The sequence below is a fragment of the Pseudoalteromonas sp. S16_S37 genome (genome assembly GCF_014694405.1).
Taxonomy (GTDB): Bacteria; Pseudomonadota; Gammaproteobacteria; order Enterobacterales; family Alteromonadaceae; genus Pseudoalteromonas.
Genome location: NZ_JAAUWV010000079.1, coordinates 1 through 15,535, shown reverse-complemented (window position 1 = coordinate 15,535; position 15,535 = coordinate 1). Strand labels below are relative to the sequence as shown.

Here is a 15,535-nt window from a genome sequence, read left to right as displayed (position 1 = left end):
GCACACAAAAAGCAAAGGCTCAATTCGCAGCAAGCTCGTTGCTGCTAGTTTTGACGATGATTTTAGAGCAGAGCTTTTGTTTGGTTAACAGGAATTAACAAAGTGTGCTCGGGCCCTGTACTATAGTGGGAACTTTGTGGTAGTGGCAAGGTAATAATCTGCTTCAGTAAATCAACAAAGCAAACTTGATATTATTATTAAAGCGTTCATTTAATTTAGTATTTTGACTCTAAAAGAAGACTATTAAAAGGCGCTTAATGATATAGGCATAAGTAGCAAGACTTATAATCGGGTAAGAATAATAATGCGCCCAATGGGGCGCACTTTATTGTTTAATTATTATGCTTTGTCACGTCTTAAACAAATCACTGCGATAGCGGTAAATGCTAAAATAAAGCAGTAAAATGAAGAGGTTGATACGTCCCAAGGGCTTATTTTAAAGGTTGCTCCAAGTAACAGAGCTTGTGCACCATAAGGTAATGAGCCTTGCATTACACAGGCAAAAATGTCGAGCAAACTCGCAGAGCGTTTACCTGAGATCCCGCCATCGTCAGCCAACTTTTTGGCAACTGGTCCCGCAACAATAATACTCACAGTATTGTTGGCGATACATAAATTACTGGTCAAGACCAAAGCGGCAATACCAAGTTGATCGGCAACTTTGCGGTGCCACTTAGCAACAATTGCTGTGAGTGTTTGAATTTTTGCAGCTAAGTAATCTAAACCGCCATTAACACGGATAAATTCAGACAAGCCTCCGATAAACATCGACAGTAGAAATATTTCTTGCATGTCGCTAAAGCCTTTATAAATATCTTTAGCAAAATTACCGACTTCATAATTGCCCATAAAGCCCATTGCTGCGGCAAATACAATGCCACTAAATAGCACTACAAATACATTTAACCCAGCTACAGCAAGCACTAGAATGAAGATGTATGGCAATACTAACAGCCAATCAAAAGCCTTGGTTTCAACTGCTTGGGGTTCTGGCGTGAGAAAAACAAGCAGTAGTACAGTCAGTAGCGCCGCGGGTAAGGCTATCTTTAAGTTTTCTCTAAACTTGTCTTTCATTTCACAGCCTTGCGTACGAGTTGCAGCAATTGTGGTGTCTGAAATAATCGACAAGTTATCACCAAACATCGCCCCGGATACGATAGTACCTGCCATCAAAGCGGGGTCGATACCGGTTTTTAGCGAAACAGCATAGGCAATAGGGCCAATAGCGCCAATGGTGCCCATCGATGTGCCCATAGCAGTTGATACCACGGCTGAAATCAAGAACAGGCCAGGTAGTAGGAACGATGCGGGAATAAGCGATAAACCGGCGTTAACCACAGCATCTACGCCACCGGTTGCTCCAGCAACGGCAGAAAATGCACCAGCGAGCAGGTAAATTAAACACATGGTGATGATGTTACTGTGGCCAGCACCTTTGATGAACGTTTCAACACTTTGATTAATGCTTGCTTTATTTATCAAGAAAGCGACAACGATCGCTGGCAATATCGCCACTGGCGCAGGTAGTTGATAAAACGCGTAATCTACACCTTGCGATTGTAAGTATAAGCCAGCACCTAAAAAAAGTGCCACAAAGGTTAGTAAAGGCAGTAGCGACAGCTTGGCTGCTACCTTGTTTACAGACGACTGCATGTAAACCTCATATTAAAGAAATGATATTTTTTATTACACAGGTATTGTTCACACAATTACACGCATAATTCAAGCAGTTAAAAACTGGATGTGTAAATGTATAGATGGCTAGATGTTTTGTCAAATTTAATTCAATAAAAAAGCCGCATAGTGCGGCTTAAAGTCGATTATTTCACCCAAAGTGGGTAATTTTATGTTTAGAAATTATATTGATAGGTTAAAGCAAAGCTTCTGCCACGGCCTTTGTGGTCATATAAAGCGTTTGGACCATATTTAGGGCTGTAGAAGTAAATCGCACGTTTACCCCACTGTGTGGTGTAAGCTTTATCGAATAAATTGTTAACCGCAAATTGTACTTTGCCGCTTGCAAGTGGGTAACTAGCACTTAAATCAAACAGGGTATAACCATCGATTTCACCGTTTGCGTCATCATCTAAATCAAACATGGTTTTGCTTTGCAAGCGCACGTTTAAATCATTTGCTTGCCAAGCCAGATAGCTGGTGAATTTAGAGCTAGACGCTTGTGTAACGCTCACTTTTTTCCAATCGCCCGCTTTGTCTTGCGCTTCAGATGAAATGACATGGGCTGAGATACCAGCACGCCAAGCGGCGTTAAAGTCATAGTCTAGCTGAGCTTCAATTCCTCGAGTACGCGTTTTTGCATCACTGACAGCAATTAATAGGGTTTTGTTGTCGTAAGTGATCTTGTGATCAGACGTACTGTAGTAAGCCGCAGCTTGCGCACTTAGAGCACCATTACTGAAGCGCCAACCAAGCTCCATAGAATCAGTTTTAATACCAGCGAGCGCTGAATTGTTAACATCAACAACAGTACCTTCAACTAAGGTTAAGCTGTCTGTACCGTCTTTCTTTTCGTATTTACCTTGGCCATAGAATTTAGCAACATTTGGCAACTCGAAAGCTTCTGCACTGTTGAACCACACTTGTTGACTATCGCTCAGGTCGTACACTAAGCCTAAATTGAATAAGTTAACACTATAATCCGTGCTCCCTCCTTTGATTGTTTCTGCAGATGAGGCTGAACCTGTGGTCACAGCAATGGCAGCGCTTGTTCCAACAAAGTCATGTACTGTGTTGTCCATGTTTTGGCGGCGGTAACCCGTGGAAACAGCAAGGTTATCTAGCACTTGATATTGCAACTGAGCAAACAGGGCACTGGCATCGACTTCAAATCCCGGATAGCGGTCAACGGCGTACAAACGTTTCATAACTAAGCCGCCAGAGTTTTGCGCTATGTCTTTATCATAATAGGTTTGTAATGAATCAAACTCTTCACTGTCGTAGTCAAAACCGTAGGCATAACTTAATTTACCTGTTTGGCCTGATAGTACAAACTTGAAACCATGTGCGTGGGTATTTTGCTCTGAGCTTGAGAAGTCTGCGATTTTATCGCCGCTTAGGCGAGGGCGCGGATAAAAATCAAAGATTTCTTCACGGGCAAATGCTTGAACGTTAAGAGTTTGTGAGAAAACGTCACTATTGACATAGTTCAGATTAATTAACGTACGCTCTGTTTTTGGTGTATGTGCAGAGTCTAGGCCTTTGCGAATTTCTACCCCTGTCATGTCACCAAATAACCCGTTTGCTTGTGGGCCAAAATATAGGCCATGTTCACCGTCACTCTCGTTCTTGTATTTTTGAACCATTGCAGAGATAGACTGAGTCTCGGTAAACTTATGGGATATGGATGCCATCACATCCAAACTATCTGTGTACTGTAAGCCACTTTGAGTTGTATCCATAATAATGGCATCACCGTTACCATCATACATCGCTTGCACTTTATTGTAGGCAATAGAAACACGTCCTTTTGTCTGTGCATTGGCAAAGCCATAAGCACCAGCAAGTGAAGTATCAAAGTCGTCACTGCCAGCGAAGCCAGAATGAACACCTACTCTGACGGCATTATCTTCATTACCTTGCTTTGTAATGATGTTGATAACACCACCTGTGCTGCCACCACCGTAAATCGCGGTGGTGCCAGAAAGAACTTCAATACGTGAAATATTAAATGGATCGATGGCATCAAGATGACGACTGATGCCACGCGAAGAGTTCAGCGAAACACCATCAATCATCACGACCATTTGCCTACCTCGCATATTTTGCGCATAGTTGGTTCTGGTTGTACTGGCTAAGTCTAAACTTGGTACCAATTGCGCCAATGACGTTTTAAAGTCGTTGCCCGCATTGACTTGAGCTTGCAATTGTTCAAGGTCGACAAGCCATACCGTACCCGCAATATCTGAAATTTTTTGTTCAGTACGGTTAGCGGTCACTAAAATGCGCTCATGTTCTTTGTTCGCTTGTGCATCATCCGCAAGGACACCATGCGAGTTAAATGCACATAAAAGGGCTGAGGCGATTAAGGTTAAGGTCTTTTTTTTCATATCCATGTTTATTAAACTGCTGTAGTTAAAGTTAATTGTTTGGTTGATTCGGGTAATGTCCAATCGATGAAATTCTGCGTTTCACTTAAATCGAACTCGGTTTTCCCTGCTAGATGATTGATAATTTTGGCGCTACGCCATGCCATCAAACTCAGTTGTGGCTCTGCAATACCATGACTACTCAAGCCCGCATTGACGGCATAAATTTGATTACTTGTTTGATGTTGCCATTGCACATTAAAGTGGCGGTCAAGCTGCAATCCACCGTCTTTGCTTAAATGCAATAATGGCTTTAATGGCTCCAGATAATGAGGTAATACTGATTCAAAGCCCGTTGCTAAAATGACATAGTCGACATCGAGTATTTCTTCACTTTGATTGAGCGAGTTATAACAATGTACCTCAAAGCCGTTACTGTGAGGCGTAAGCTGCTGGGCTGTGCGATTTGGTAGTAAATGCACCCACTTACGTTCGCCATTGACTTCAAAATGCTGATATAAATATTGATAAATCTGCTTTAAACATTCAGTGGTGATGCCATCGCTCGCCAGTTTTTGTGCTTTTACTTCACGTTTTTTACTTAACTCAGGTAGCTCGAAGAAGCACTCAGTGTATTGTGGCGTAAAGAATTCATTGGTAAATGTTGCTTCATCAAGCGGTTGATAATTAGGTCTGCGAGAGATCCAGTAAAGTTCTCTCGGTTTGCCCCAATAATGGTGCAAAGCGTTTAATACGATATCAGCACCTGTTTGGCCACCACCAATGACGGCCACACGTTTATTTGCGAAATCTAACTCTTTACCCATGATCTCGCATGCATGAAATACATTGCTGCCTAGTTGCGGTTTAAATTCTTTTGGTACATGGGGCACTTTGCCCGTTCCTAAGCAAATGTTCTTCGCTTGGTATTCACCATGCTCTGTTGTGATAACAAAATGGTCGTTAACAAAGTCAATGCGTTGCACACCTTCATTAAAGTTAAGGTTCTTAAGTTTGCTGGCTGCCCATGCCATGTAGTCGGAGAACTCGATGCGGCTGATCATACTGATATCAGTGGATAAAAAGCGATAAAAACGTTTTTTTATCAACTAAGTATGAAAGGAAACCCACTCTGCTGGTCGGAACAACTGCGGTGACTAAATCTTTTAAATAACAGGTTTGCATATGTGCTTCGGGCAACAGTAAACCGGGGTGCCATGCAAATTTTGGTTTGTTATCAAAGAAACGAAAATCAAGCGCTTGCGTTTCGTTCAATAGCGCAGCGATACTTAAATTAAATGGACCAATTCCGATCCCAGCAAGATCTAACATTGAAAATTCTCCTTGTAGAATTTAACTTTGTCGATTGAAACAAGCGCAGCACGTTTGTGCGGAAACTCGAATTCATAATCCTTTTTGAACCCCAGCTTGGTAATTTGATTGAGTAATCTTTGGTTATCGTATCTAGGCTCAAGTACGATTTTTTGTGTTTGTGGGCAATCCAAAAACATAAAATGGCTGATGGCAGTACACCAGGCTTTAAAGAATCGACTGCCTCTAAACGACTCGTTACCAACAAGCAAATGCAAGCCTCGGTCGTGCGCTTGCCATGGGTAATAAGGGGCAATACGATCTTCACCCGCCCAATACACCTCAAAATAACCGAATGCTTGCTCGTCAAAATAGCCAATTAGCGGTAAGTTGTAAGGCGTTGTGAGTTTATTTGCTAAGTAGCTCTGTAACTGCTCTTTAGGCCAATCTTGTTCCCAAAAAGCACTAACTCTTGGGTTGTGCATCCAGCTATGAAATAAGTCTAGATCTTGGATTGGATCAGCAACTTTGAAGCTGATGAATTGACCAATCTCATGATCAAAACGACGATATACTTCTTCGCTTAAATTATTAGGGCGAGTTGGGCATGCTCTATCTTCGAATTGCTCAGTAAATAATGTTCTTGTAGTGTCTTTTAATCCGTTGATAGGATGAGCGAAAAACTCAAACCGCGAAAAACTTTCGCTATTGAAGACATCTATCAATGCTTGCCAAGCCGTGCTGGTATGCCATGCCGATTTAGGCAATTGCACATGCCCAATATGTGGATGGTGGAAAAACAGCCCATCTAGCAAAAATAACAACTGTTCTAAGGTGCTAATACGGTCGTCAAACTTTGCAACTAAGCAGTTACCAAAGCAAATGTCTCCCTGTAACACCAGATTTTGAGCGTGGCTTATGACGCCGAATTCCAATTTTTCTAATGGAAAACTTTGTTGAAATAACAATGTTATATTGCCTATTGCTGAGTTTGTGCAAGTAAGTTAGCCATATCGAAATAGATCACAGCCGGATCTTCGATGGTATTTTCGTTATCACCAGTTAAATAACAGTAGAAGTTGCCTTTACACTCAAAATGCGACTGTTCAAGAATACGTGTTAAGCATTGCTGGTCTTTTGCTGAGTCGATAATGGTTGATAAAGTCGCGTGCAATTTTTGGCACCAAGTACGCTCATCAGCAAACCCTAGTTGGCTTAAAGCTGCGATAACCGCATAACCACTATTGATGATGACGTAGTATGGGAAGTAACGTGTGATTTGGGCTTGGCTCCAGTGCTGTTCAATGTCGCCACTAATGTCTTTACATTGGTTGCTAAATTGCTCAATACCTAAGTCTGAAAAACCAAAGCCTTGGCAATCTCGTATAAAGGTTTTGCTTGGTAGTCCTTGTGCAAACTCAATCACAATGTTTTGCTGGTGAGCGAGACAAACTAAGCCTAAGTTTGCTTGTAAATCACACAGTGGCAAAATGACTTTGGTACTGAAATCTTTAAACCATAACTGTGCGGCTTCATCTAAACTCACCTGATAGTTAGCACTGACGCGTTTTAGTTGCTCTAATAGCAAATGATGATCAGTGTCGATTGGTAACTGTGCAAGGGTTGCAAGTACTAAGCTTTCGCTTTGCTGTTGAAGTTGTTGGTTTTCTCTAAATAAGAAAATACTTTCTTCAATCACCTCACCATTGAAACTCAAGGCACACCATGCTGGTTCTTGCAAAATAACAAACTCAGGGTATTGCGCTTGCCACTGCTGGTAAGTATCTGTTTGGCATGCATTGAATACACGTAAGCCACGTTTACATTCTTTGACTGATAAGGTTCTCACTGAGTTGGCCAGTTTAATACTCAAAGAATACTTAAGCTGGAAATCGACTTGAGGTTGGCAAATTGCGCGAACTGATGAGGTGGCAGACCAAGCTAAACCATGTTCCCCTAATTCGCTGATTAGCTTGTCGCTCACAAGGGTTTGAACACTAGAAAGGCTTTGTAAATATTGCCATTGCCACGGGTGCATGGGGATCACAGCATAGTGCTTATCAATGCTATCTAGTAGTTCGGGAGCACTTTGCTTTACAAGCGTTTCGCAATAGTGATCAAGCGTATTGCCTAGAGCATGACCTACGAGCACCTCTTTGGAAACTTTTAACCACATAAGTTGGAACTTAGCGCCGAATTCAGGACTGTACTTGGCCCAATGATCTTGTGCTAGTTGTTGGCGGCTTTTTGCGGCTGGATGAAAGTTATGACCTGCGAGTAATCCTTGTTCTGCTTCAATAAAGTTCAAAGGACCAGTGGTTAAATGGGCGACATTCGGGTGATTTTCTAATGAGGATTCCACAAACTTTTGGCTTTGTAATACTTGAGCTGTGAAATGCTCAATTTGCGGCGCTGAGAAAGCCGCTATTTTATCTGCGTGAGGTAACAACAAATGAATGGCTTGTTCAAATGTGATCAATTCGGCTGAGTCTTCATTGTTTGTTGTATCGCGAAGCAAAATCTCACCGGCAAAATGGTGAATACCGACTTCAGAAAAATAATGAACGGGCAGCAGGATTTGACGTCGTTCATCAAGCGTTATGCTGATAACCGACTTGCCTTGCCATTGGGTCTGTGACCAATTGGTATTTTCTCGTAAATAGGCGTTGGCAAAACTAGACCAACTGAAGCTTTTGTTTAACACCGTCTTAATCCTTGGGTTATAAAACTATTTGCGAATGATAATAGTTTGCATTATTGTGTCAACAAAAATTTGGCCTTTTCTTAAGAACTTAATGAATAAACAAACTGCTTGGTTAGTGGTGGGGGGGGCTTACTTGGTGTAAGTCAACAAATCGCTTTGGTGGTATTGCCGTTACTTGCAGACATTATGTCTGTCCGATACGAGACTTTAGTAAATTGGCAAGCCGCTGGTTCTTTTTTATTCTTATTCTCAAGCCTATTTTGGGCGAAAATGATGACAACAAAAGGTGTATCTTTTGTTGTTAAGGTGACTACTGCGGGCTTTTTGCTAAGTAACCTCGTTTTATTGTTTTTGTGGCTTGGATATACGTGGTTATCGGTGGAACTGATGCTCGGCGTGTTTATTGTGAGTCGCCTGATCCACGGGGTGTTTAGTAGCGGTATTGTTCCTCAGTTGCAAGTGAGCGCCTTAATGCTATATCCACAAAATAGTATTGGCGCATTAGCTAAGGTGAGCTTGGGTGGCACACTTGCACGATGTTTAACTCCTTTAGCTTGCATTGGTTTGATAATGCTGTCACCCACTTGGGTGTTCGCACTACCTTTGCTGCTAAGTTTATTCGTACTACTTACCACACCATCGCTGACTATTGGTCAAAGTAAAACGCAACAATCCGCAAAATTACGCCAACACTGGGGATTGCTTATTGTTGCATTTATATGTGCCTTCAGTTTGTGCTTTGGACAGTTTAGTTTGGTACAAGTACTGACACGATTTATTCCCGATAATAGTGTTGAAGTGAGTCAATGGGTGGCGATTAATCTCGCATTAACAGCCTGCTTGAGCACGTTTAATCAACTTTATTTTATTAAAAAGAAAAATATCGATTCAGAAAAACTGCTTGTTCTAAGCTTGGCAATTGCATTACTAATGGCCTGTTTGAGTAGTGTTGCGAATGACATTTTTGCAATCTGTGTGTTTGTATCACTGATTTTTGTTGCTCTCAATAGCGCGACCCTCGCATACACCAATATCATTGTTGCTAAAGCGGGTAAGCACTATGCAAACTATGTCACCACAACCCATACTTTAGGTTATGCGCTAGGGGCTGTGTTTGTTAACTTTTCTGTTCGCTTGCCGTATGCATTGATATGTGCAGCGCTATTTGTTGCATTTAGTTTTATCATTGGTCGTTTTATCCGTTGTGCGTATATTGATCAGGCAAAATCATTGTAAAAAGCATGGCATATAAATTTTTTATAGATGATTTATGCGTACAAAATCTGTATAAACACAGAAAATTTGAATGGGGGAAATTATGACTAGAATCGCGGTTTTCGGTGCCAATGGGCGAATGGGTAAAGTATTGTGCGAAGCCGCACTTATCTCACCAGATACAGAATTAGCAGCGGCTTATGTACGTGATGAGCATGATTTAATTGGTACTAAAGTACAACATTTTATTCATCAGGGTAAAACTGAGGTGACATTTTCGGCGGAATCAGTGATTGCAACCGATGTTGATGTTGCGATTGATTTCACTCTACCAGCTGGCATGAAGAAGCATTTAGGCTTAGCGCTTGAGCAAAACACACCATTGGTGATTGGCACTACTGGATTAACAGCCGACGACATGGCTGAACTTAAACAAGCAGCGACACAGATCCCAATTGTATTTTCACGCAACTTTTCGGTTGGTATAAATTTACTTGAAAATTTAGTTAAGCAAGCGGCGAAAACACTCTCTGATGATGTTGATATCGAAATCTTTGAATTACATCACAAGCATAAAATAGATGCTCCATCGGGTACTGCATTGATGATTGGGGAGGCCATTGCTGAGGCAAAAGGTTGGGATCATCAGGAAGTCGCAAAATTTGATCGCAGTCAAGATGAACACGAAAAATCTCAAAAAGAGATTGGTTATTCGGTCATGCGTGGCGGAGACATAGTAGGTGAACATACGGCTTATTTCGCAACAGAAGGCGAAAGGCTTGAATTAACACACAAAGCAAGCTCTAAAATGACCTTCGCTAAAGGCGCTGTAAGGGCTGCGAAGTGGTTGAGAAATAAACCTAATGGACTTTATGATATGCAAGATGTGCTTGGTTTTAGAGAGTAAACGTTCTTTTTTGGCGCTTTCGTTAATTTTTTTTACAAAAGGCACTATTTTTAATGTTTTTGTGTCTTGGGTTAGACGAACCTAACAAATTGCTGTAGACTATAACGAATTTGCCAAAAATTAATAACTGCGTGTTACCAAGCGCTTTGTGAACGGGATGAAAAGCGTAAAAGCTTGCTCCCGTTTTTTACCATTAGGAGGTTAACTTGACTAAATCCGCTCTGTTAGTCCTAGAAGACGGCACGGTGTTTCGCGGTACTGCTATCGGTGCTGACGGTATGTCAGTCGGTGAAGTAGTATTCAATACGTCTATGACAGGTTATCAAGAAATTTTGACAGACCCATCATACGCGGAACAGATCGTAACTTTGACTTACCCGCACATCGGTAATACCGGCACTAACAGTGAAGACGAAGAAGCGGACCAGATCTGGGCGAAAGGCCTAGTGATCCGTGACTTACCTTTACTAGCCAGTAATTTCCGCAACGAGCAATCATTGAGTGATTACCTTAAACAGCGCAATATCTTGGGTATTGCTGATATTGATACCCGCAAGCTGACACGTATATTACGTGATAAAGGGGCGCAAAACGGGTGTATTATCGCGGGTGACTCACTAGATGAGCAACAAGCTTTGGAAGCTGCCAAAGCATTCCCAGGCTTAAAAGGCATGGATTTAGCCAAAGTGGTGTGTACTAAAGAGCAGTACGCATTTAAAGAATCAAGTTGGACACTTGGACAAGGTTACAAGACCTTAACGGCAGAAGAAGAAAAATTCCACGTCGTGGCGTATGACTTTGGTGTGAAGAAAAACATCTTACGTATGCTAGTAGACCGTGGTTGTAAATTAACCGTAGTGCCTGCAGAAACCTCCGCTGCAGACGTGTTGGCACTCAATCCTGACGGTATTTTCCTATCAAATGGCCCAGGCGATCCAGAGCCTTGTACCTATGCAATTGAAGCGATTAAATCATTCTTAGAAACAGATACTCCTATTTTCGGTATTTGTTTAGGTCATCAGCTACTTGCTTTAGCATCAGGCGCTAAAACAGTAAAAATGAAGTTTGGTCACCACGGTGGTAACCACCCGGTTAAAGACTTAGACCGTAATGTAGTGATGATCACAGCTCAAAACCACGGTTTTGCGGCTGATGAAGATAGTCTACCTGCTAACTTACGCGCAACGCACAAGTCATTGTTTGACGGCACATTGCAAGGTATTCACCGCACTGATAAGCCTGCATTTAGTTTCCAAGGTCATCCAGAAGCAAGCCCTGGCCCGCATGACGCGGCACCATTGTTTGACCATTTCATCGACCTAATGCAATCGCGTAAAGCCTAATTGAGAGTGGAGTTATAATGCCAAAACGTACTGATATTCAAAGCATTCTTATCTTAGGCGCGGGACCGATTGTGATCGGTCAGGCGTGTGAATTCGACTACTCAGGTGCACAAGCGTGTAAAGCACTAAGAGAAGAAGGTTATCGAGTTATCCTAGTTAACTCTAACCCAGCTACCATTATGACAGACCCAGAAATGGCTGATGCGACGTACATCGAACCAATTCACTGGGAAGTTGTTGAAAAAATTATTGAAAAAGAAAAGCCAGATGCGGTACTGCCTACTATGGGTGGTCAAACTGCATTGAACTGTGCGCTAGACCTTGATAAGCATGGTGTACTTGCAAAGCACGGTGTTGAGCTAATTGGTGCAACGGCTGACGCGATTGATAAAGCGGAAAACCGTGAGCGCTTTGACGCGGCAATGAAGAACATTGGCCTTGAGTGTCCTCGCGCTGAAATTGCACACACCATGGAAGAAGCACACGATGTGCTTTCTCGCATTGGTTTTCCGTGTATCATTCGCCCGTCATTTACCATGGGTGGTACCGGTGGTGGTGTTGCATACAACCAAGAAGAATTTGATGAGATCTGTACTCGCGGATTGGACTTATCTCCAACAAGTGAGCTTTTAATTGATGAAAGCTTAATTGGCTGGAAAGAGTATGAGATGGAAGTGGTTCGTGACAAAAACGACAACTGTATCATCGTATGTTCTATAGAAAACTTTGACCCAATGGGTGTACACACTGGTGACTCAATCACCGTTGCACCAGCACAAACATTGACTGACAAAGAATATCAAATCATGCGTAATGCATCGATGGCTGTTCTGCGTGAAATCGGTGTTGAAACGGGTGGTTCAAACGTACAATTTGGTGTGAACCCAGTGGATGGCCGTATGGTTATCATTGAGATGAACCCGCGTGTATCTCGTTCATCTGCGCTTGCATCTAAGGCGACTGGTTTCCCAATTGCAAAAATCGCTGCAAAGCTTGCCGTGGGTTACACGCTTGACGAGCTGCAAAATGACATCACAGGTGGTGCAACGCCTGCATCATTTGAACCGTCAATCGACTACGTTGTAACTAAAATCCCACGTTTTAACTTTGAAAAATTTGCCGGTGCAAACGACCGTTTGACTACGCAAATGAAGTCAGTGGGTGAGGTAATGGCGATTGGTCGTAACCAACAAGAGTCATTACATAAAGCACTGCGTGGCTTAGAAGTAGGTGCAACTGGTTTCAATCCTATCGTTGCACTTGACGACCCGAAAGCTAAAGAAACCATTATTCGCGAACTTCGTGAACCGGGTGCTGAGCGTATTTGGTATATTGCCGATGCTATGCGTCATGGTATGAGTGTAGAAGATGTGTTTGAGCTGACCAAGATTGACCCTTGGTATCTGGTTCAAATCGAAGACATCATCAAAGATGAAGCAACCATTGCAGAAGTTGGTTTGGCGGGTCTTAACGAAGAGTTTTTACGTCGACTTAAGCGCAAAGGCTTTGCGGATGCACGTATCGCTGAAATCGCAGGTGTATCTGAAAAAGAAATTCGTAAAAAGCGTCACCAACTAAATATCCTGCCTGTATACAAGCGTGTTGATACTTGTGCGGCTGAGTTTAGCTCAGACACGGCTTACATGTACTCGACGTATGATGAAGAGTGTGAAGCGAATCCATCAGACAAAGAGAAGATCATGGTTATCGGTGGCGGTCCTAACCGTATCGGTCAAGGTATCGAATTCGATTACTGCTGTGTACACGCTGCCCTTGCTATGCGTGAAGACGGGTACGAAACTATCATGGTTAACTGTAACCCTGAGACGGTTTCAACAGATTATGATACTTCAGACAGATTGTTCTTCGAACCAATTACCCTTGAAGATGTACTAGAGATCGTCCGTGTTGAAAAACCAAAAGGTGTGATTGTTCAGTACGGTGGTCAAACACCCCTTAAACTAGCGCGCGCGCTTGAAGCGAATGGCGTGCCAATCATTGGTACTTCACCTGATGCGATTGACCGTGCAGAAGACCGTGAGCGCTTCCAGCAGATGGTAGACCGTTTAAATCTTCTGCAACCAGAAAACGCGACAGTTACTTCACTAGAAGAAGCCGTTGCTAAGTCGCAAGAAATTGGCTTCCCGCTGGTTGTACGTCCTTCATACGTACTGGGTGGTCGTGCAATGGAAATCGTTTACGACGAAGATGACTTACGTCGTTACATGACCGAAGCAGTATCGGCATCAAACGAAGCGCCAGTATTGCTAGACCGCTTCCTAGATGACGCAATTGAAGTAGACGTTGATGCGATTTGTGACGGTGAGCAAGTGATCATCGGCGGTATTATGGAGCACATCGAACAAGCGGGTGTTCACTCAGGTGACTCAGCATGTTCATTGCCAGCGCATTCACTGTCTCAAGAGATCCAAGATGTCATGCGTAAACAAGTGACTGACATGGCGCTAGAGTTGGGTGTTGTAGGCTTAATGAATACTCAGTTTGCAGTTAAAGATGGCGAAGTTTACTTAATCGAAGTAAACCCACGCGCTGCGCGTACTGTACCTTTCGTTTCAAAAGCGACAGGTGTTGCCTTGGCAAAAGTAGCAGCACGTTGTATGGCGGGTCAATCACTGGCAAGCCAAGGTATAACCAATGAAGTTATTCCACCATATTACAGCGTAAAAGAAGTGGTATTACCGTTTGCGAAATTCCAAGGCGTTGATCCACTTCGTGGTCCTGAAATGCGCTCAACGGGAGAAGTAATGGGTGTTGGCGAAAACTTCGCCGAAGCGTTCGCTAAAGCGCAATTAGGTGCGGGTAACGCTTTACCACGCGGTGGTCGCGCGCTACTATCTGTGCGTAACAGTGATAAGTCACGCATTGTTGAGTTGGCCAAAATCATGAAAGAGATTGGTTTTGAGTTAGATGCGACAAATGGTACTGCCAAAGCGCTAGAAGCAGCAGGCATTGAAGTACGCCGCGTAAACAAGGTATATGAAGGCCGTCCTCACATTCTTGATAGAATCAAAAATGGCGAGTACAGCTACATAGTAAATACCACTGAAGGTCGCCAAGCGATCGAAGACTCGAAGGTGTTGCGTCGTGGTGCATTGCAGCATAAGACAAACTATACCACTACGCTTAATGCAGCATTTGCTAACTGTATTGCCCATGCGGCAGATGACAGAAGTACGGTAAATTCTGTACAAGAGCTACACCAACGATTGAACTAAGGACTAAAGCCAAGGCCTGTCGGCCTTGGCATCAAGTGAGACAGTTATGCAATCAATTCCGATGACAGTACGAGGCGAGAAATTGCTTCGTGAAGAACTTAACCATTTAAAATCGGTTGTTCGCCCTAAAATTGTTGCCGATATCGCAGAAGCGCGCGAACACGGTGACCTTAAAGAAAACGCTGAGTATCATGCAGCGCGCGAACAACAAGGTTTTTGTGAAGGCCGTATTCAAGAGATTGAAGCTAAGCTTTCTACTTCTCAAGTGATAGACGTTACAAAAATGCAAAATAACGGCAAAGTTATCTTTGGCGCTACAGTGACAATTTGTAATGTTAATACCGACGAAGAAGTTAAATACCGCATTGTAGGCGATGATGAATCTGATATTAAGAACAACCTAATTTCAGTGAATTCACCGATTGCAAGAGGTTTAATTGGTAAAGAGTTAGATGATGTCGCTAACATTCAAACGCCGAATGGCACGGTTGAATACGAAATCATCGCAGTTGAGTATATCTAACTTACTATTTCATTAAACAAAAACCGAGCTTAGGATCGGTTTTTTTAAGCTCGTAATAATACTAATTTGTTATAGTTATTAATCATTTAGAGCAATAAACTAAAGATATTATCGGCTAGTCACAAAATAACTCTTTTAATTAGTCGACACTGAAAATCACTTAATGCATTGATCTTCTTGATGATCTAAACGATCTTACTATCCTCATTTTGCAACGTTTGTTTTCTCACCCCTCAAAACCTTGCAAAATGGA

At 42.5% G+C, this 15,535-nt stretch carries 11 protein-coding genes; 5 read left to right on the top strand and 6 right to left on the bottom strand.

Going from position 1 to position 15,535, the window contains the following annotated elements:
• Nucleotides 1-339 precede the first annotated feature (339 nt).
• The 6 genes from HC733_RS20480 to HC733_RS20460 form a co-directional block, all read right to left on the bottom strand.
• Entirely contained in the window at nucleotides 340-1,653 is a 1,314-nt protein-coding gene (locus HC733_RS20480; RefSeq protein ID WP_190366846.1) for a Na+/H+ antiporter NhaC family protein, read from the bottom strand.
• Between the two features lie 197 nt (nucleotides 1,654-1,850).
• Nucleotides 1,851-4,070 (bottom strand): TonB-dependent receptor, encoded by a 2,220-nt coding sequence (locus HC733_RS20475; RefSeq protein WP_190366845.1) that lies wholly within the window; start codon nucleotides 4,068-4,070, stop codon nucleotides 1,851-1,853.
• A gap of 5 nt (nucleotides 4,071-4,075) precedes the next feature.
• Nucleotides 4,076-5,107, bottom strand: a complete 1,032-nt coding sequence (locus HC733_RS20470) for a SidA/IucD/PvdA family monooxygenase (protein WP_203219225.1) — start codon at nucleotides 5,105-5,107, stop codon at nucleotides 4,076-4,078.
• A 7-nt stretch (nucleotides 5,108-5,114) separates the two neighbouring features.
• Nucleotides 5,115-5,375: a SidA/IucD/PvdA family monooxygenase gene (locus tag HC733_RS23465; protein ID WP_203219224.1), complete on the bottom strand. Its 261-nt coding sequence runs from the start codon at nucleotides 5,373-5,375 to the stop codon at nucleotides 5,115-5,117.
• Nucleotides 5,369-6,322 carry a GNAT family N-acetyltransferase gene (locus tag HC733_RS20465; RefSeq protein WP_190366844.1) on the bottom strand — a complete coding sequence of 318 codons (954 nt, stop codon included), beginning with the start codon at nucleotides 6,320-6,322 and terminating at the stop codon, nucleotides 5,369-5,371. Before HC733_RS20465 ends, HC733_RS23465 begins: the two co-directional genes overlap by 7 nt.
• 11 nt (nucleotides 6,323-6,333) lie before the next feature.
• Nucleotides 6,334-8,058 (bottom strand): IucA/IucC family protein, encoded by a 1,725-nt coding sequence (locus tag HC733_RS20460; protein ID WP_190366843.1) that lies wholly within the window; start codon nucleotides 8,056-8,058, stop codon nucleotides 6,334-6,336.
• 108 nt (nucleotides 8,059-8,166) lie between these two features.
• Between HC733_RS20460 and HC733_RS20455 the strand changes: the two genes are divergently transcribed.
• From HC733_RS20455 to greA, 5 genes are all read left to right on the top strand, one after another.
• Nucleotides 8,167-9,294, top strand: a complete 1,128-nt coding sequence (locus HC733_RS20455) for a hypothetical protein (protein WP_190366842.1) — start codon at nucleotides 8,167-8,169, stop codon at nucleotides 9,292-9,294.
• Nucleotides 9,295-9,376: 82 nt separating this feature from the next.
• Nucleotides 9,377-10,180: a 4-hydroxy-tetrahydrodipicolinate reductase gene (gene dapB, locus HC733_RS20450; RefSeq protein ID WP_190366841.1), complete on the top strand. Its 804-nt coding sequence runs from the start codon at nucleotides 9,377-9,379 to the stop codon at nucleotides 10,178-10,180.
• Nucleotides 10,181-10,386: 206 nt separating this feature from the next.
• Nucleotides 10,387-11,523 carry a glutamine-hydrolyzing carbamoyl-phosphate synthase small subunit gene (gene carA / locus HC733_RS20445; protein WP_190366840.1) on the top strand — a complete coding sequence of 379 codons (1,137 nt, stop codon included), beginning with the start codon at nucleotides 10,387-10,389 and terminating at the stop codon, nucleotides 11,521-11,523.
• A 17-nt stretch (nucleotides 11,524-11,540) separates the two neighbouring features.
• The gene (carB, locus tag HC733_RS20440; protein WP_190366839.1) at nucleotides 11,541-14,759 is read left to right on the top strand and encodes a carbamoyl-phosphate synthase large subunit; all 3,219 of its coding nucleotides are present in this window, start codon (nucleotides 11,541-11,543) and stop codon (nucleotides 14,757-14,759) included.
• 46 nt (nucleotides 14,760-14,805) lie between these two features.
• A complete protein-coding gene (greA, locus tag HC733_RS20435) occupies nucleotides 14,806-15,282 on the top strand; it encodes a transcription elongation factor GreA (protein ID WP_190366838.1) in 477 nt (158 codons plus the stop codon).
• The last annotated feature ends 253 nt before the right edge of the window (nucleotides 15,283-15,535 follow it).